The organism is Eubacterium sp. SB2 (assembly GCF_001244405.1).
Lineage (GTDB): Bacteria > Bacillota > Clostridia > Lachnospirales > Lachnospiraceae > Faecalicatena > Faecalicatena contortus_B.
In genome coordinates, this window is record NZ_LN865149.1 from 118423 (window position 1) to 136819 (window position 18397).

The window sequence follows — 18397 nt, forward strand, 5'->3', positions numbered from 1 at the left end:
AGATTATGTTACTGTTCACACTCTGCGGGCGTGCACAGCAACAAGATTATCCCAACTCCCATTCTCATTCCACATCCGGATGCAGCAGCCTTCCCAGTATCGGATTCACATGAAGCAATGTCTCACATTCCTTGATTTTTTCTTCTGCAGCAGTACTGTTTTTACCGGTTTTAACCGCACGCAGCAGTATATTCTTCGGCGTGTGCTCCATATCGATAAATTCCAAGACCTGTGTGGCATATCCGAAAGCCTCCAGATACTTTGCCCGCAGCCCGTCTGTCACCAGAGCGGCAAACCGTTCCTTTAAAAGTCCATAATCCATGACCGGAGCCAGCTCCCTGTTTTCCATCTGCCCATTCAATTCATGCTGACAACAGGGGACTGAAAGAATCACCTTTGCGTTCCAGCCAATGGCTTTGGCCAGCGCATAATCCGTCGCCGTATCACAGGCATGGAGCGTTACCACCATATCCACAGACTGTACGCCTTCATAATCCGCAATATCCCCCTCCAGAAATTGCAGTTTATCATAACCGTACTTTTCCGCCAGCCGATTGCAGTTCTCAATCACATCCCGCTTCAGGTCAAGGCCGATGATGCGTATATCATACTGCTGCATTTCGTGCAGGTAATGATACATCGCAAACGTCAGATAAGACTTTCCGCAGCCAAAATCCAGAATAGTAAGCTCACGCCCCCGGTCAAGCTGAGGCAGAATATCCTCAATAAACTCCAGAAAACGGTTAATCTGCCGAAACTTATCAAACCGGGCTCTGACAACACTCCCATCACCGGTCATCACCCCCAGATCCTGAAGAAACGGAACCGCCGTCCCCTCCTGAACAATATACTTCTTACTTCTGTTATGTGATAATTCCGGTGCCTTCACCTCCACAGCCTGCCTCTTCCTCTGAATCGTAAGTTTCCCCTTCTTGCTCACAAGAACCGTATAATTCATTGACCTCGTCGTCATCTGCAGCTGCCGGAACGCTCCCATATACTCCACAATCCGCCTGCCCGCATCCTCCGCCGTCAGATTTTCATGAAATGCCTGCGTCGCCGTGAAAGATTCAAATTGAAAATAAAGGCTTCCCTTCTTTTCCACCGGCCGCACCTTAATCTTCAGCACCCCATCCTTCGTACGGGGATTACTAAGAATCCCCTGAATAAAATCTATATTTAAAATATCAACCAGTAAATCCTGTATAGATTCCATAAGCACCTCTTAAATCAACCATCATTCGTTCCTACCTAATTGTAAAGCAAAACACCGGATGGTGCAAGAAACACTTCCTGATTGGGTACACTTTATAATATCAGTATCCTCAAAAAGCCAAAACATATTAGAAAAAATGAGAATATTCTGAAAAAGGAACGCAAAGGGGTCAGACCCCTTTGCAGTAGGGTCTGACCCCTTTGAACACTTCCCCGCTTTACTTCACCCGAGGAAACTCTATCGTTACTTTAAACAAATCGCCGTCCAGATAAAGTCTGAAATCTCCTTCCTGCATTGTTGTCAGGCTCTTTGCAATTGACAGGCCCAGTCCGCTGCCTTCCGTGCTTCTTGAGATATCACCTCTGATAAAACGTTCGGTTAGTTCATCCGCAGAGATATTCAGAGGCTGTTCGGAAATATTCTTCAGAGAGAAGCCTACATTCTCCTCCGTCACCCACAGATCCGCATATACACGCGTTCCGGGCATTGCATACTTGGCGGCATTGTTATAGATATTCTCCAGTACACGCCACATCCGCCTTCCATCCACGTGAATCATTGCCGGCCCGTCCGGCAGGTTTTGAATCATTTCCAGGTCCTTTGCCGCGAATTTTTCTGCAAACTCCCCGGCAGTCTGATTGATCATCTCCACCAGATTGACGTCCATGAATTCCAGAACAATATTCCCGCTGCTCACTTTGGATGCTTCCACAACGTCTTCCGTTAGTGTTTTCAGACGCTGCGCCTTTGCCTCCAGTATATCCAGATAGCCCTTTATCTTCGGGTCATTAAAATTCTCCCGTTTTAACAGATCCACATAGTTGATGATGGATGTCAGCGGGGTCTTAATATCATGGGACACATTTGTGATCAGATCCGTCTTCAGACGCTCACTCTTCATGCCCTCTTCCACGGCCCGCTGCAAGCCGTTGCCGATATTATTCACCATCTCGGCCATCTTCAAGTCCCCGCCGTTAAGGCGGTCCAGCGGGATCTGATAATCCACGTTGCCTGATGCAATCTCCCGGATTCCTCTTTTTATCCTGCTCTTGGAAACAGCCCCTCTTACTACCAAAAATACGGCGGCCGCCTCTGCCAGCAGCATAAGAATAAAGAAGCCGGAAAAACCTCTTACCCCAATTGCCAGCCAGTGTATTACCACAAAGACCCCCAATGAGAATACTGCCCTGAATGTGACATTACGGTTCAGCCAGAACTCTTTTAAAAACAGACAAACGCTCCTCAGCAGGCTGTTCTTCCAGACCGTCCCTGCCTTAATTCTGCGCACAAGGCTCAGGTAACCAAACAGGAAACACGCCGTAGTGAATGCCGTAAGTATACCCGTTAATATTAGATCAGATAAACTTAAATAGCTGCCATACCCTCTGTATGCCATCTCCGTAAATAATTCCCACGAATAGCTGCCATCCGGATAAACCGATGTATTAGAAAGTGATCCGACACCGCCCCACATGCTTCCTAAAAAGGTGACAGGTATCAGCCATAACAGGATAACAAACGCCGCACCCAGTTCCGTCTTCCACCTGTCAAACAGATTCAGGTGGACTTCTCCGTCATGTCCGCTCCTTCCCGCAATCAGTGTCATCCATATCAGGATTGCAAGGAATAAGATGAAGCAGATTGTGCTTCCTACCGCCGCCAAACTCATATAAGGCGCATAGGTATTATAATCCTGTGCATCCGCATAAAATGCGTCCTGTATCGGAAAGTTTGTATCCACAGCCGCCGCAAAAATGCAGTCTGCCTTCTGTCTGTAATTGTAGGACTTCACCATAGAACGCCATTCGTTGGCGGAAATATCCATATTTGTTTCAAACTCTGCCAGTTTCGGCCTCACAATCAAATACTTATTGCTGCCGCCGGCCTTCATCTGTTCCAGATTCTCTTTTACAGAATCGTAATCCCGGAGATGGCTGTTATTTGTATATACTTTTTTCGCACTTTCATCTACAAACATGTAAATGAAATTCGTGTTCCCTTCTTCCCATGTATCACCTGAATAAAGGTATCTGTCAACCTGGGATGACAGCGTACTCAGAATGTTCTGCAGATAGCCGTATACCCGGGAAAGTTTCCCATTGAGCTCCGGCGACTTATTTACTACCTCTAAAATATTCGCAGCCCCTGCCGGCGTATACTTCTCCCTCAGTGCCTCGCTGAATGTCCAGCAGTCCGTATACACTGTGATACCATCGGTATTCTTAATTGCCATACTATTATAATAACCCGATGTATAATATCCGTTTTCCAGCTGTTTCATAAAATCTTCAGATGTGATTCCTTCGACTTCCAGCCTCAGTTTATTATCCTCAATCAGAGCCTTAAACTCCCCTATATAATAATAATGATAAGTTCCGTCCGGCTTCTCGCAGACAACCACACCATTGTCATCGTAGCTGGCCCCTTCCTCCGTGTACTCGCTGCTCCAGTTCACGAGGTCCTCCAGAGTGTATGCCAGACCGCTTTCATTCTCCCCGTCAATCACTCCGTTCTTCGCAAAGTTTATAATATCAACCAACTTTTCGGGATTATATTTGCCGTCTGTCTCAAAATTATTTTTCATAGCAATGCCTTCCATGACATCCCATGTGGCACTGGATACTAAATTCTTAAAACTCGCGGATTCTTCATATGGCTTGCTCGCAGACTTCAGGAAACTATCGCTCCCTCTGCTTCCGGAAAAAGCCAGCATGATTACCATGCCAAGAACAGCTGTAACTACCGTAAGGTGGGCAAGCAGCAGCAGAATCCCTTTCGTCACCGGCTTTTTATACCAGTTTTTCATAGCGCTCCTTCCTAGAGTTTTTCTATCTTATAGCCGACTCCCCAGACGACCTTCAGGTATCTGGGCTCCTTCGGGTTGATCTCAATCTTTTCCCGAATATGCCGGATATGCACGGCAACCGTATTGTCAGCTCCGATTGCATCTTCATTCCAGATCGATTCATAAATCTGGTCTATAGAAAAAACTCTCCCCTGATTTTTCATTAATAATAATAAAATGTTATACTCGATCGGTGTCAGCTTCACAACCTCTCCGTCCACGGTAACTTCTTTCAGATCATCATTAATAGCAAGGCCGCCAACCTCATACACCCGCTCGGACTTTTCCTTAACACTGCCTCCGAGCTGGGTATATCTGCGCAGTTGAGATTTGACCCTCGCTACCAGTTCCAATGGATTAAATGGTTTTGTTACATAATCGTCAGCGCCGACGTTCAGTCCCAGAATCTTATCCGCGTCCTCAGATTTTGCGGACAGGATAATAATCGGGATGCTGTTGTTCTCTCGAATTTTAAGGGTGGCTCTGATTCCGTCCAGCCTGGGCATCATGACGTCCAGTACAAGCAGATGCACTTCCTGCGATTCAAGCATCTTCAATGCCTCTGCCCCGTCATAGGCTTTCAGTACATGATAGCCTTCCTGGGATAAATATATCTCGATTGCTTCTACGATTTCCTTATCATCATCACAAACTAAAATATTATACATTTTTCATCACCTCCCTTACAGTATACATGATATCTGTGATTTTTTAAGACCCATTGGGGAAAATCTTATATTTTTCTTAAATTGATTAGAACCTTATACATTATTCCGCAGTTTTCTGCTGATCCGCCCGCAAGGGCATGAATTACGGAATGCCCTCTGGATGTAAAATGCTTACCCAGGGAGCCGATGGGGCGATTCATCTTCTTCCGCTTCCAGCCGCGCCATCCCTTATCTCAAAGCCTCCCTCTCCACCTCGCTCGTCCAGGTTCTGTTAAAAGCCTCAAGCCCCACATGGTGATAACAGGATGCAGCCAGGTACTCTTCATAGTATCCCCGGTACCTCCTGCATCTGCTGGGCTGTCCGAGCAGACGCAGGGCGTTATTCTGCTGATGGGCAGCGGCATCCTTTGTAATACCGATTGCCTCTCCGGTTTCCCTGAGCGTTTTCTGATCCTGAAATCTGCAGCGAATCACTTCCGCCTGCTTCTCCTCCAGACCGTCCACGGCCTCCCAGAGCATACTTTTCATATTCTGATAATCCAGCCGCCGTACAGCGTCCTCCTCCAGATCCTCTCCCGAAGCGATGGTCTCCTCCATATCCAGGCCGCCGTCCACCTGCCCCAGAGGTTCACTCAGACTGCATATCTTCTCCATATCCGCACTTTTTCTGACCGCCTGCAGCTTTTCCCGGCTGATCTGAAGCAGCGCGCATAAAGTATCATCCCCCGGCTCTGAGCCATAATATTTACAGTACTCTGCTGTCATCTTCCTGTATCTGCGGACCCAGTCCCTTGCGTGCGTGGGAATCCGGACGGTTCCACAGCAATTTTCTATGTAGCGCTTCATTCCCTGTTTAATCCAAAAGGCGGCGTAACTGATAAATGGCACCTCCTGTTCCATGTCATAGTGCCTGACCGCTTCACACAGCGCAAGATAGCCCTCCTGCATCAAATCCTCTAATTCCGCCTTGCCCGGCCCCGCAAAGCGCCGGCCCATCATTCGGATAAAGGGTTCGTTCTGCTGCCAGAGCCGGAGCATATTATCCGCCTCGTCTATTCCTGCTTGAATTCGTGCTGCTAACTGCTCATTTAACATAATCCCATCCGCCTCCTGTTATTTTTGCTCTTACACCGCATTTTTACAAATACCCCGGACAATCATAAAATTTGAAAGTCCGGGATACCCTCACAAATAATATCCTATCCGCGTCTCCACATTTTATAGATTCACTTCGAATCTACAAAAATCATATCATATTCATTTTGAATCGTCAACATGTTTTTATTATTCACTTTGAATCTATTCAAACACTACTTAATATGTTATAGTTTTGAGATAGAAAGTGTGAGAAATAGAAAAGTGTGAGAATAGAAAAAGGTGGGATAAAATGTCAGTTGGAGATCATATTAAAAATGCAAGAAAGAGCGCCGGAATGACCCAGAAAGAGCTTGCGGAAAAATGCGGGGCAGCCGAGATCACAATACGTCAGTACGAGTCGAACAAACGGGAGCCGCGCAATGAACAGCTTATGAAGATCGCCCGGATACTGAACGTGGAACTTTATGACCTACTGGGCTATACTGCGCCGGAACAAAAGGAACACGTACAAAAAGCCAGAAGCCAGGTTCTGCAGGATAGGATGGCAGAACGGGAAAAGAAAACAGTTTCTTTAGAAACTCAAATCACCCGAAGCCAGGAGACGGTGCTCCAATATATGGAGTCACTCAATGGGAGCGGTCAGGCTGAAGCCATCCGTCTGGTCGAACTGCTGACGAAGATACCGGAATATAAAAAAGAGAGAAAATAGGCCGCTGTGCCAGAGCGTATCTGAAAATTCATTGCCGCAATATACCGCCCCGCTTCACGGTCTCTGATGCATCAATAGTAACCAATTTTGCTCCTGAGACATATAATAAAATGATAAGTATAGCCACTTTTTATATGGCAAAGGAGTTTTTTTATGAGCACACGAGGACTAGATGTCAGTGAATTTCAAGGTACTGTAGACTGGGAGCAGGTAAAAGCTGCCGGATATCAGTTTGCCATGCTCCGTGCCGGATACGGTTTCGGCACTTTAGATCAGCAGTTTCAGAGAAACGCCGCAGAATGTAACCGAATTGGACTCCCCATCGGCGTATATTGGTTCTGCTATGCCATCAGCCCTGAAACGGCCCGCCAGGAGGCTGACGGCTGTATAAATGCAATCTCTTCCTATCGTCTGGACTATCCGATATGCTACGATATAGAACAGGCAACGGTCAACTACGCAGCCCAGAACGGGGTGACACTTACGCCAGCCCTTGCAACACAGTTTGTACGAAGCTTTTGTGATAGAATAGAGGAACGTGGATATTATGCAATGTTTTACAGCAACCGTAATTTTTTGAACACCTATTTTCCGGCCGATTTGTCTGACCGCTACGCACTGTGGTATGCCTATTATAACAGCCAGTTCGACGGCACCAACTGCGGAATATGGCAGTTTACGGATCAGGGCAGTGTTCCCGGGATCAGCGGCAATGTAGACCTGGATACGGGCTTTATCGATTATCCCGCCGTCATCCGCAAAGCCGGCCTGAATCATCTTGACGGAGGAAGCAATCCTGCACCGCCGCCCGTTCAGGACTACATTACGTATGTGGTACAGCCCGGCGACACATTAAGCGGCATAGCAGCACGCTACGGCACTACCTATCAGACGCTCGCCGCACTGAACGGCATTACCAATCCAAACCTGATTTATGCCGGCCAGACGATCCGTATTCCGGAGGACGGCAGCTCCACCGCACGCTACTACACCATACAGCCCGGGGATACACTGAGCGGAATCGCACAGAAATTCGGCACTACGGTCAGCGAACTGCAGAGGCTCAACGGCATCAGCAACCCAAATCTGATCTACGCCGGGAATACGATTAGAATCTCATAAGAATGTTTTTAGAATTTGGTAATAATTTTTCCACTTCTTTTATAGAAATGACATACTTTATGCACATTTATCTCTTATAATGATACTCAGATAGTTGATAAACAACTATCTCCCCCCTCATAAAGTAAAGGCATTCTGAAATGCACAGAATGCCCACTTTACTCTCATTCCTTTAGATAACTATAAAAACAACGAAACCCCTGTAGCCGATACTGCAGGGGTTTTCGCTGTGTATTGTGTTTTTTATGCGCGGTTTTTCTGCCGAAAAGACATATCATCCTCCAAAACTTCTAACGACCGCCCCGCTGATTACATCCCCGATCAGTTCATAACCTTTATCAGAGCAATGAACCATATCTTCTCCCGGAACCGCTCCATAAACGCACCATGTTCTCCTGTTAATCCCCGCTGTTTTCCACAGGTTACACACCGGTATGCTGTTATCTGCGGCTACTGCTTCCATAATCTCGGCCATTTTTTTCAGGGATCTTCCTGACCCGGGCGGATACTCCTCATACCCGTCCGCATCAATATATGAATATTTGCCTACGCAGTGCGGTGTGACAATCAGAATCCGGCAGGCCAGATTGCCGGCCTCCTCCAGGCGGTCGTAAATGGTATCAATGCAATATTGCAAGGCAGATGCTGTGTCCGTATCTCCCCTGTCATTATATCCCGCAAAAAAAATAGCCAGATCCATTCCCGCCAGAGCTGAGGCGGACAACGGGGGGAGTACGCCCTCTGCACCGACTCCGCCGTCCACAATCTCCCGCATTTTAAGGCCGCCTTTACAATGTCTGTACACCCTGCAGCCCAGATTATGGCTTAACCGTTCCGTCCATACGCCTGCCTGCGTCAGGCTGTCTCCCATGCAGCATACCCTTTTATTCTTCCATTTTTCTGTCATCAGCATATTTTGTACCTCCTGCACGCTTATCTATCTTTCAGAAATCCAATTGGTTCAATCCTTTATCATCGGTGCCGTTTGTTACTCTAATCTGATCTCAACCATCTGATGCCCTTCTATTTTTTCGATTTCGAATTCAACATATCCACCCGTTTCCTCATAAACAATCGATTTATTCTCCGGAACAAGCCGCATTTCCTTCACATGGCGCCCACCCAAATGTACCCTGAACTCCATATGGTATAAAGGAATCACATCTTCAATCGTATAGATTTCCTCCGATCTTTTTTCCGGAATATAGTGAAGCAGATGCAGTATTTTACAATTCTTTTCTGCCTGATCCGGTGTCTTTTGATTCAATATACACAGCAAGCTGGACGGGCCGTTATGGGAAACCATTTTATTTCCACATAGTCTCTGGATCGCATCACCCACCATAACTTTACACCATTTCGGCGCATTTTTCCTATAAATCCCAAACACAGGGTGTGCACAATAAATCACATTTCCTTTCTGGAACAGTTCTCCTTTTCTCTCATAATCCGGGGTAGGCGCGTGCTGGTGGCTGCAATAACGAAGTCCTTCGTGTACATCCAGACCATCACCGGACACATTTCCCGGCCTCCCCGACCATGTGCCCCTGCTGCCCCGCTCAAACCACGGACGCATCTTCTCCATGATCACATTCGCAGAAGCAGCCTCCGCATCCATTCCTCTCTCATACATGACAAAGGGCTCTTTCGGAAGCTCCTTCCCAATCGTCTCGTTCGGCAGTACAAATTCCCGGCTGTACTCTGATTTGTTCCTATCACGGATCCCATACAGCTCACTTTCGCCTCCCTTGATACACGCATTAAAAGAACCAAAAACAGCTCCCCCCTTCTCCACATACGCGATCAGCTTCCTCTCCAGTTCCTCCGAATAGGGAATATCATCCGGCAAAAGCAGCAGCGGATACGCTTCAAAGCATTCCTCAGGATCAATCAGCGTGAATTGATACGCCAGCTCCTGCAGCATATGCACTGCGCCGATCAGTGATTTGGGCAGCTCCCTCCCGTCCAGAATCGGATTTAAAAACACATGCGGTGTAAGCACCGCAATCTCCGCCTCCGGGCATGCACCGCGGCAGTACTGCTCCTTCTGTTCCACACTTTCATAGACGCTGCCGATCAAATCATAGGTCGCTTCCGACAATCGCCCCCACGGATGAAGCTGGTCTCCCACGGAACAGCCCGCACCCATGGCAAGCATATGGAAACATTCGAATTCCAGCGCCGCTTTATTTTTCAGCGAATGGAAATCCCCCCACGAAGTGTGGAACTTCCCTGTCATCCCAATCATTTCTTTTCCAAAATGCCCCGCATACCTTGCCATAATTGGGAAATGATCATACCCCCAGTCCCCGCCCGGCAGTGATTCCAGTTCCAGGTGGCTGTAGGTATCAACGGAGCGTTTCATGACCAGATCCACGCCCGGATCATTATAGAAGATCGTGGCATCCGGTGCACTTTCCCGAATCAAAGCCGATATCTCGCTCCGGAAACGATTCAGAGTAAGCTCTGCAAAATAAACCCGGTCTGCCCGAAGCCCCGGATTCAGCCCCTCCTCCAGCATTAACCGCCTGCAGTCCTTACAGCAGCATTCTGTCTGGGACATGATATCCATAAAGATACCATCCAGATTCTCTCTTCCAACCACCTCAATGATGTCCCTCAGATGCTCTTTAAAAAACTCCCGGTAGCCGCTGTTCAAACATATGTCATAGTAAAAATGCGGTTCCGGCACATTTCCTTTATCCACCGGGTTGCCATGCTCATCCCGGCACAGCCACTCCGGATGCTCCCGGATCACCAGCTCGTCCCATCTCACGGTTGTATAGACCGGCACGCGGATCCCACGTTTGTGACATGCTTCGATCTGTTCCAGCAAAAGATTCCTGTTTTCCAGATTCGGATGTATCAGCTCCGGATGATTCACGGACGGATAATACAGCCACCCATGATGGCACCTGGCAAAACACGTCACAGAATCCACGTGTGCTCTTTCCAGCCGTTCTGCAAACCTCTCCGCATCAAAATCTTTTCCAATCTCTGTTATGTACTGGCTTGTATGAAAATCCATATGTACCTGTCTGTATCTTAAATTTTCCATTTTACGTCTCCTTCTGCTCTGTATATTTTCAGCCTTCAACTACTCTTTCACCGCCCCTGCGGCAAGCCCGCCCTCTACCTTTTCCTGGAACAGCATATAAATGAACATCGGCAGCGCTACCGTAATGACGATTGCCGCCATCATCAGTCCATACTCGGTGCCTCTCTCCCCATTAAAATTAAGAATTCCAAGAGCCACCGGCTTCAGATCATTATCCTTAATAAAAATCAGCGGAAAGATCACATTATTCCACGCGTTCAGAAAATTAAAGATAGATACCGTAGCAATCGCCGGCTTTGTCATCGGCAGCATCACCTTCCAGTAGATCTGAACATAATTTGCCCCATCCACCAGCGCCGCCTCTTCCAGGGAACGGTTCACCCCCCGCATAAAATTGGTCAGGACTAAAATACTGAATGGCAGCCCAAAGGCAACATATACCAGGATCAGCGCCGGTATATTGTCGGATAGATTCAGCTTCCCTATCATATAGGATATGGGTACCAGCACCGTATGCATCGGAACCATCATCCCGATCAGGAAAAAAAGCATGACCCCTTTGCTGATGCGAAGCCGGAACCTGGATAATACAAATGCAGCCATAGAAGAGAGAATCCCCAGAACAATCACCGTGATTCCCGACTGTATGATACTGTTCAAAAAATACCGGCTCATCCGGGCCCCCTGCCACGCATCTATATAATTTGACCACATTGGCGTTTTGGGAAGCGCGAATGGAGCGGCGAAGATCTCCACCTTTGTCTTGAGTGAAGACATCAGCGTAAAAAGCATTGGCGCCGCAAACATCACCGCCATAACCGACAGAAAAATATATACTCCAACCCGTTTTTTCTTCATCGTTCTCCCTTTCTCCTAATCGTTTTTCTTCATCTTTGCCTGAATCAGATTCGTTGCCAGGGTTCCTGCAAGACAGATCAAAAGGATCACAATCCCGATGGCGCTGCCCTGTCCATAGTGTTTATATTTGAAAGCCTCATTGTACAAAAGCGTTGTGGGCAGATTCGTCAGCCCGTTCGGCCCTCCGCCTGTCATCGCATACACCAGATCAAAAACCTTTACCGAACCCATAATATCAATTAAGATGCAGACAAAAATCACATCCTTCAGCATTGGTACTGTGATGCAAAAAAACTTTTTAACAGGACCGGCGCCGTCAATTGCAGCCGCTTCATATACATCCTCCGGGATCGATGTCAGCCCGGCCAGCAGAATCACCATATAATAGCCAATACCAGCCCAGATATTCACAAAGATGATCGAATTCATAGCCGTACTTTCATTAACCAGCCATGGAGTCATCATATCCGAGAGGCCGATCACATCTAAAAACGCGTTGATTGCACCCGTAGGCATGAATATGAAATACCACATCAGGCCGACGGCCGATAAGGGAAATACCGTAGGTACAAAATACATGGCTTTAAATATGCGGAACCCTCTGCACCTCGTGTTCAGAGCCACTGCCAGAAGCAGCGCCGCCGGAGTGTGAAACAAGACACTGAAAATAACCATCTTAAACATGTTCTTCAGTGCAAGCAAAAAATCCGGGCTTTTAAATATCGTTTTAAAGTTATCCAAACCGGCAAACTCTATTGCAGAGCCGGCAATTCCGTTCCAGTTCGTTACCGAAAAATACCCCGCCTGCACCAGCGGAATAATCTGGAACACGGTATATATCATCACTGCCGGAAGCAGAAAAACTAAAACCGTCAGTATATCCTTCTTATTTTTAATTTTGAGCATTGCCCTCTCCTTCCTGATCCAGTGGGCGCTCGTGCGCCCTGCCTTATGGTATGCCCAGAGGTATAAAACGAGCCATCCGCCGGGAACGCGGGTCCAAGCCGCATCTCCCGGACAGATGGCTTTCATTTACTGTGCCGCATCCACTTCCGCCTGAATTTCTTTTGCCGCATCTTCCGCCGATGCATTGATAAACATACTCACAATCGAATTCCTTGTCCGGTCCATCATAGAAGGAATCGGGTCGAAATCAAATACATCTACTCCGATACCGGTATTATTCTCACAGAGTTTGATATTGTCCGCCAGAAGCCTTGGAACCTTTGTCTCATCCAGATCAATGTCATTTCTCGGGATCAGAACACCTGCCTCCTCGGCAAATCTCTTGGCCGCATCTTTATCAGTCAGCATCCGGATCAGCTCCATTGTCAGATCCAGCTCTTTTCCTTCCAGCTGACCGCTGATCATATAGGAACCAATTGTCTGCATATTTTCATTTTTAAACTCTGGCTTTTCCTCAAAATACGGGAAATTTGCAGTCTCAATCTGATCAGAAACCGGGGTCAGTGTCTCATCCAAAAAGCTGTCACTGTTCCAAAGCCCGGTCAGAACCATGGCTGCCTGTCCCTCCCGGAACTGGGTGAGCGCCATCTCATCGGTAAGACCAGCCGCATTGGGGTCGAACGCACCTGCATCGATCAGATCTTTCACAAACTGCAGCGTCTCTACCACACCCTGATCCGTCCAGTTCATTTCTCTGCTTCCAAGCTCTTTTGCAGCATCCGTCCCAAGCCATTTGTAAAAAATAGAATCATGCAGATGTCCGGCCATATAAGTGGACTGTGCGCCCATTGCAATTGGGATCACACCCGTCTCTTTGAGTTTTGCGACCGCGTCCAGCAGCTCGTTCCAGGTTTCCGGAAAGTGATCGATCCCGGCCTTGCTCAGCAGCTCCTTATTATAGTAAAAACTAATCGTACCGGATTCCATTGGAATTGCATATACCCCATCGTGGCCCGGAACTTTAAAGTAATTGAGCGCGCCCTCTGTGAAACCGCCGCCCCATTCCTGGTCTTTTTCCAGATAATTTGATACGTCCTTAATCAGGCCGTTGTCAATATAATCCGCCAGATTTGCAACACCCTGAATCCGGAAGATATTTGCCATATCGCCGGAGGCAATATCCGAAGCAATCAGGTTATTGAATGCACTTTCCTCACTTTGAGAGTTATCCACAATCTCAACCTCCGGATGGGCTTCCTTGAACTCGTCCAGTATCTCATTGTAGATCTGCGTCTGTTTGGAGGTTCCCGCAATTCTTGTTAAGATACGGATTGTCACCTTATCCTCCGCTTCTTTCCCCTTATCCGCAGCATCCTTATTACTGCTTCCGCAGCCTGCTAACATTGTTGCCCCAAGCGCTGCCGCCAGCAGCATGGATATGACTTTCTTTTTTACATGTCTCCTTCTTGCCATCATAATTCTCCTTTTCTAACTTATGTTTTGTTATAACTCTTAACCTGCCGGGATGAACCCCGGCCGCTTTATGCTGTAACAGTGCAGGCAAGCCTGAGCTGTTACTTTATGCGTAACAATTCAGACTGGGCTGTAACTGTTACCTTTATGCTGCTATTCTAACCGCAAACCAGGCATATTAAAATGGACAAAATCTAGGCCGCATGTACTTTTCCCCTGTGAAAAAATAAACCTTGTCCGATATTCTTGACATACGAAAAAGATACATATTATAGTAATTTTACCACTACAGAAAGCAGGGGTATATATGCAGATACAAAAACGGGAAGCCCCCCTCAAAACCAAATTTTTTCTCTCCATGAGCAGCCTGACCACCTCCGTGACCGTCCTGCTTCTGCTCATCATGTCCTTTATTTTTTACGGTCATTTTTTCTCCGTACAGGCGGAATCCTCCGCCCTCCAGCTGAACGCAGTGAACAAGCAGCTGAATTTTTATCTGGACTCTCTGGACAATTATTCCAGAATGATGATCAGCGATACCATGATCCAGAAAAATGTCATCAAGTATGAAGATTCCGGAAGGAACTACGCGGAGGCCGCAAAGGGGTCTGACCCCTTTGAACTATACACGGAGGCGGACCGGACTCTTCTGCGCTCCGAGATGAGGAAGTTTCTTCAAACAATTCCCTATATTCACTCCGCAACCATTTATGCGGATGATTATACCTGTATTGCTTCAACCGCAACCGCTTTATACCCCGCGCCTCTTGAGACCCTCGGCGCAGAGAGCCAGAGTGTCTATGCCATTACACAAAAGTTTTCCAATTTCAACATGAAGACCGAGATACAGACCTTGTCACTGCTGCGCCCTTTCTATGAGATTGCAACCGGGAAAAAGCTGGGTTATATTGAGATCTCCATTGCCGAACAGGATATCGCGGCGCTATATGCCGCCAATACCTCAGAGACCAGTAAACTACTGATCACAGACCGGCCGGGGAACATTGTAAGCACAGACGGCACCTATCCGTTAAATAAACTCTTTGCCCCCATCGCCAATCAGGGCGGCAGTATTCCCAAGCAGTTTTATACAGGAAATGGGTCTATCTGTTTTGTATCATACATCCATGATTTGGACTGGTTTATCGTAAATGAAGTGAAACTCTCCGCCTTTTTCCAGCCGCTGTACCGCATTCTTATGATAACAGTACTGATTTATCTGCTGTTCCTGGCATTCTCCATGGTGATATCCAGAAAAGTCAGCGAAACGATTACAAAACCGCTGTATCTCCTGATTGCACATATCCAAAAGGTAAAGCAGGGAAACTGGAGTCCGCTGAACAATGCTCCCAAAGACGTGGATTTTCATCTTTTATTTCAGGAGTTTGACAGTATGCTTTTGTCCCAGGAAAAGCTCACCCAGGATCTGATTGTCGCCCAGAAGACCAAAGACAAATTATCACTGGATCTTCTGCAGCAGCAGGTGAATCCCCATTTTCTGTATAACACACTGGACAATATCGGATCACTGGCGGAACTGGATGAAACGGCGCTTCTTATCCGGCTTGTCTCAAATCTGTCCGAATTCTACCGGCACAGCTTAAGCGGCGGTAATCTGATCGTCTCCATTGCAGAGGAGCTGGAGCTTACGCAGGCATATGTCAATATCATGCAGATCCGCTATGTGGACAAATTCTCTTTTTCTGTGGACTGCCCCGGGGAGATCCGGGCGCACCGCTGCCTGAAGCTGCTTTTGCAGCCAATCATCGAAAACAGCATTTATCACGGTGTAAAAGAGCTGGACGGCTTCGGTCATATCACGGTGCGGGTGCTAATGTGTCATTCCGACATTAAATTCGTGATTGAAGATAATGGTCCCGGTATACCGGAAGAAGCTTTGAATCTTCAAAATATTTCCGGGAAAGGGCATTTTGGTATCCAAAGCATACAAAAACGGATTCAGATGTATTATGGTGATCACTATGGACTTACCATGCAGAACCGGGAACAGGGCGGTCTTAGAACGATTATCATAATACCGGGAGAGGAAGGAGCAGAACATGAGCTATAAGATTATTGTTGCAGACGATGAGTTTTATATTCGCAAAAAACTACTTAAGATTATTGATTACAGTGGGCTCCGGCTGGAACTGGCAGGTGATTTCGAAAATGGCCAGGGGGTATTGGATTATCTGTCCGGGCATCACGCCGACATCGTCCTTCTGGACATCCGTATGCCAAAGGTCTCCGGCCTGGATGTAGCACGGTTTATACACGAAAATCGCCCGGAAACTAAGGTCATCATCCTCTCCGGGTTCAGTGATTTTGAATATGCCCAGACGACGCTTCGCTATCAGGTATTTGATTATCTTTTAAAACCGGTAGAAGCGGATACTTTAAATACTACCCTTGAAAACTGCATCCGCAGAATAGAGGAACGCAGGCAGGAGCAAAACCGCCTGGACAGCCTTTCCCACTATGAAAAAAACATACGGCTCAACGCGGTCCTGCGTGGAAAAGATACGTTCCATTCCATGCAGTCCCTGTACCGTGAATTTGCCGGGATCCGTTACTCTGCATTCTACGCTTTTTATGTGGACGCTGACAGCGCCCCGGCCGCGGGAGAACTGATTTCAGCCCTGCGCGCCGAGGAAATAGAGTGCGAATATTTTATCGAGAGCGACCACATTTTTTATATCCAGCTTTTTCTGGAGGATGATGTGCCGGAACCGCTCTGCCGGTATCATTGTAAACGGTTTTTCCGTGCATTTACAGAATCTCACTTTTACTATTTTGGAGAACTTTTTGCGGCAGACACAGACTGGATGCCTTACAGAAAACAGGCATTAAACCGGCTGGACGAACGTTTTTTCTCTGCTGCAGGCGAGCTCTCTTCTTCCGCTGTGAGCCAGGTTTTTGAGGAGACGGATTCCCCGTCAGACCGCATTGTGGACATCGATTCCATCCGGCAGTCCCTGACACGTTTACTCAATGCCGGGGATACGGCGGGGTTCCATGATTATATGGTAACCTTGTTTGGCTCGATTGGAATGGCAAAATCCGCAGATTACCTCCATATGGCAGTAATGGAAATATACAGCGTTTTCTCCATTTTGTCCTCTTCCCGGAAAAACTGCCGCCCTCTTCCGCGGGATTATGCACAATCTGTCATAGCAGAAGAATACCAATTAGAAGAAATCCAGGCTACCTTAAGCGGCTATGGACTGAATTATATGCGAAGCGCCGACGCGGTTCCGTCGGACATCCGACTCAGCCAGGGCATCATCGGTTATCTGATGGAACACTACCAGGAACCGTCATTAAGCGTTGCAAATCTGGCAGAACAGTTTAACCTGACGGTTTCTTATATGGGCAGCGTGTTTAAAAAGGTAAATCATACCTCGATCCTGCAGTTTCTCACGACCCTGCGCATGACAGAGGCAAAGAACCTGCTGAAAACCAGACAGTATAAAGTCGCAGAGGTTGCAGAAATGGTCGGGTATACGGATGTCTTCTACTTTAGTAAGCGGTTTAAAGCATTCTGCGGGCATTCACCGAAGGAATATATGCACCTTTCGCATTAGAGCGCTACAGTAAAAGCCCGACGAACTGTGGCTTGAGAAAAAGATATATATGGGATCACAATTACGCTTTTACAAATTGTTGCTTTGGACTTTTCGGTTTTTCCGGTATTGTCATTTTCAGCTTGCCGCTTTCCACAAGCGAATCGGAAACAGGCATTGTTTCTGCAAATAAGCCGTTCTTCATAACCACTTTAAATTCACCGTGAACAGCCGAGAAAATCGGCGCAGAAAGTCCGGCGTTGGCAAATTCACTACGCATAGTAGGGATGCCCGAATATCTATTCTCAGTCACGTTCAGAAGCTCAAGCATATTAGCAAGTGCAGCGTTTCTTATATGAATACTGTAATCACGATGTACCAAAGCGTTGAGGATTGCTTCACGAACTGCCTTGATCGGATATTCCGGTTTGTCGGCTCTGCGGCCGTTGTCATCAATAATTGTTTTGGTACGGCTGTTTTTGCGTACAAATTCAACTGCTTCTTCGAGCATATCTGGAATAGCACCTGTAATACGCTTATTATCTATAAAGCGCTCTCCATCATCGCCAATCGTTCCTCGCTCCGTTCCCTGCAGAGATACCGCGGTAATACATAGCTGTGGAAAATAACCCTGCGGATATTTTGAAAATGTCATAAGTCCAACAAGCATAGGAACACCTCCATTGGTAATTCCCATAAGTTCCAAAGAATATCATCACGAGTTCTCTTACGAAAAGCTTCATAACTGTATATCTCGTATTCACTCATCAGCTCGTCAGACTCACCAACACGAACATAAGAACCTTTGATTGCATAGTTATCTGATTCATCGACACCAAAAATGAGAATGCCGCCTTCATCTTGATTGGAGAACGAAGAAA

The 18397-nt window shown here is 47.1% G+C and carries 14 protein-coding genes; 4 read left to right on the forward strand and 10 right to left on the reverse strand.

Going from position 1 to position 18397, the window contains the following annotated elements; genetic code table 11:
* Nucleotides 1–64: 64 nt before the first annotated feature.
* From BN1938_RS02420 to BN1938_RS02435, 4 genes are all read right to left on the reverse strand, one after another.
* The gene (locus BN1938_RS02420) at nucleotides 65–1216 is read right to left on the reverse strand and encodes a class I SAM-dependent methyltransferase (protein WP_050639075.1); all 1152 of its coding nucleotides are present in this window, start codon (nucleotides 1214–1216) and stop codon (nucleotides 65–67) included.
* Nucleotides 1217–1433: 217 nt separating this feature from the next.
* On the reverse strand, nucleotides 1434–4022 hold the full coding sequence (locus tag BN1938_RS02425) for a sensor histidine kinase (RefSeq protein WP_050639076.1): 2589 nt from the start codon (nucleotides 4020–4022) through the stop codon (nucleotides 1434–1436).
* Between the two features lie 11 nt (nucleotides 4023–4033).
* On the reverse strand, nucleotides 4034–4729 hold the full coding sequence (locus tag BN1938_RS02430; protein WP_025653712.1) for a response regulator transcription factor: 696 nt from the start codon (nucleotides 4727–4729) through the stop codon (nucleotides 4034–4036).
* Nucleotides 4730–4957: 228 nt separating this feature from the next.
* Entirely contained in the window at nucleotides 4958–5824 is an 867-nt protein-coding gene (locus BN1938_RS02435; protein WP_050639077.1) for a sigma-70 family RNA polymerase sigma factor, read from the reverse strand.
* 292 nt (nucleotides 5825–6116) lie between these two features.
* Here BN1938_RS02435 and BN1938_RS02440 point away from each other — a divergent pair, with 292 nt between their 5' ends.
* Both BN1938_RS02440 and BN1938_RS02445 read left to right on the forward strand, forming a co-directional pair.
* Entirely contained in the window at nucleotides 6117–6536 is a 420-nt protein-coding gene (locus BN1938_RS02440) for a helix-turn-helix domain-containing protein (protein WP_050639078.1), read from the forward strand.
* Between the two features lie 153 nt (nucleotides 6537–6689).
* Entirely contained in the window at nucleotides 6690–7658 is a 969-nt protein-coding gene (locus BN1938_RS02445; RefSeq protein ID WP_050639079.1) for a LysM peptidoglycan-binding domain-containing protein, read from the forward strand.
* A gap of 274 nt (nucleotides 7659–7932) precedes the next feature.
* Here BN1938_RS02445 and BN1938_RS02450 read toward each other — a convergent pair whose 3' ends face one another.
* The 5 genes from BN1938_RS02450 to BN1938_RS02470 form a co-directional block, all read right to left on the reverse strand.
* Nucleotides 7933–8571 (reverse strand): SGNH/GDSL hydrolase family protein, encoded by a 639-nt coding sequence (locus BN1938_RS02450; RefSeq protein WP_050639080.1) that lies wholly within the window; start codon nucleotides 8569–8571, stop codon nucleotides 7933–7935.
* A gap of 75 nt (nucleotides 8572–8646) precedes the next feature.
* Nucleotides 8647–10716, reverse strand: a complete 2070-nt coding sequence (locus BN1938_RS02455) for an alpha-amylase family protein (protein WP_050639081.1) — start codon at nucleotides 10714–10716, stop codon at nucleotides 8647–8649.
* A gap of 39 nt (nucleotides 10717–10755) precedes the next feature.
* Entirely contained in the window at nucleotides 10756–11574 is an 819-nt protein-coding gene (locus BN1938_RS23600; RefSeq protein ID WP_025653733.1) for a carbohydrate ABC transporter permease, read from the reverse strand.
* A 15-nt stretch (nucleotides 11575–11589) separates the two neighbouring features.
* Nucleotides 11590–12480 (reverse strand): carbohydrate ABC transporter permease, encoded by an 891-nt coding sequence (locus BN1938_RS23605; RefSeq protein WP_050639232.1) that lies wholly within the window; start codon nucleotides 12478–12480, stop codon nucleotides 11590–11592.
* Nucleotides 12481–12606: 126 nt separating this feature from the next.
* Nucleotides 12607–13953 carry an ABC transporter substrate-binding protein gene (locus BN1938_RS02470; RefSeq protein WP_050639082.1) on the reverse strand — a complete coding sequence of 449 codons (1347 nt, stop codon included), beginning with the start codon at nucleotides 13951–13953 and terminating at the stop codon, nucleotides 12607–12609.
* A gap of 307 nt (nucleotides 13954–14260) precedes the next feature.
* Between BN1938_RS02470 and BN1938_RS02475 the strand changes: the two genes are divergently transcribed.
* Both BN1938_RS02475 and BN1938_RS02480 read left to right on the forward strand, forming a co-directional pair.
* The gene (locus tag BN1938_RS02475) at nucleotides 14261–16024 is read left to right on the forward strand and encodes a cache domain-containing sensor histidine kinase (protein ID WP_050639083.1); all 1764 of its coding nucleotides are present in this window, start codon (nucleotides 14261–14263) and stop codon (nucleotides 16022–16024) included.
* A complete protein-coding gene (locus tag BN1938_RS02480; RefSeq protein ID WP_050639084.1) occupies nucleotides 16014–17537 on the forward strand; it encodes a response regulator transcription factor in 1524 nt (507 codons plus the stop codon). Before BN1938_RS02475 ends, BN1938_RS02480 begins: the two co-directional genes overlap by 11 nt.
* Before the next feature lie 61 nt (nucleotides 17538–17598).
* Here the strand turns inward: BN1938_RS02480 and BN1938_RS23815 are convergent, their stop codons facing one another.
* Entirely contained in the window at nucleotides 17599–18186 is a 588-nt protein-coding gene (locus BN1938_RS23815) for an ATP-binding protein (RefSeq protein ID WP_050639085.1), read from the reverse strand.
* Nucleotides 18187–18397 lie beyond the last annotated feature (211 nt).

What these genes read in the sequence shown, in the direction of transcription:
- BN1938_RS02435 (WP_050639077.1), bottom strand. Translation starts at nt 5,824, where the DNA reads ATGTTAAATGAGCAGTTAGCAGCACGAATTCAAGCAGGAATAGACGAG.
- BN1938_RS02440 (WP_050639078.1), top strand. Translation starts at nt 6,117, where the DNA reads ATGTCAGTTGGAGATCATATTAAAAATGCAAGAAAGAGCGCCGGAATG.
- BN1938_RS23815 (WP_050639085.1), bottom strand. Translation starts at nt 18,186, where the DNA reads ATGCTTGTTGGACTTATGACATTTTCAAAATATCCGCAGGGTTATTTT.
- BN1938_RS02470 (WP_050639082.1), bottom strand. Translation starts at nt 13,953, where the DNA reads ATGGCAAGAAGGAGACATGTAAAAAAGAAAGTCATATCCATGCTGCTG.
- BN1938_RS02475 (WP_050639083.1), top strand. Translation starts at nt 14,261, where the DNA reads ATGCAGATACAAAAACGGGAAGCCCCCCTCAAAACCAAATTTTTTCTC.
- BN1938_RS02425 (WP_050639076.1), bottom strand. Translation starts at nt 4,022, where the DNA reads ATGAAAAACTGGTATAAAAAGCCGGTGACGAAAGGGATTCTGCTGCTG.
- BN1938_RS02480 (WP_050639084.1), top strand. Translation starts at nt 16,014, where the DNA reads ATGAGCTATAAGATTATTGTTGCAGACGATGAGTTTTATATTCGCAAA.
- BN1938_RS02445 (WP_050639079.1), top strand. Translation starts at nt 6,690, where the DNA reads ATGAGCACACGAGGACTAGATGTCAGTGAATTTCAAGGTACTGTAGAC.
- BN1938_RS23605 (WP_050639232.1), bottom strand. Translation starts at nt 12,480, where the DNA reads ATGCTCAAAATTAAAAATAAGAAGGATATACTGACGGTTTTAGTTTTT.
- BN1938_RS02430 (WP_025653712.1), bottom strand. Translation starts at nt 4,729, where the DNA reads ATGTATAATATTTTAGTTTGTGATGATGATAAGGAAATCGTAGAAGCA.
- BN1938_RS02420 (WP_050639075.1), bottom strand. Translation starts at nt 1,216, where the DNA reads ATGGAATCTATACAGGATTTACTGGTTGATATTTTAAATATAGATTTT.
- BN1938_RS02455 (WP_050639081.1), bottom strand. Translation starts at nt 10,716, where the DNA reads ATGGAAAATTTAAGATACAGACAGGTACATATGGATTTTCATACAAGC.
- BN1938_RS23600 (WP_025653733.1), bottom strand. Translation starts at nt 11,574, where the DNA reads ATGAAGAAAAAACGGGTTGGAGTATATATTTTTCTGTCGGTTATGGCG.
- BN1938_RS02450 (WP_050639080.1), bottom strand. Translation starts at nt 8,571, where the DNA reads ATGCTGATGACAGAAAAATGGAAGAATAAAAGGGTATGCTGCATGGGA.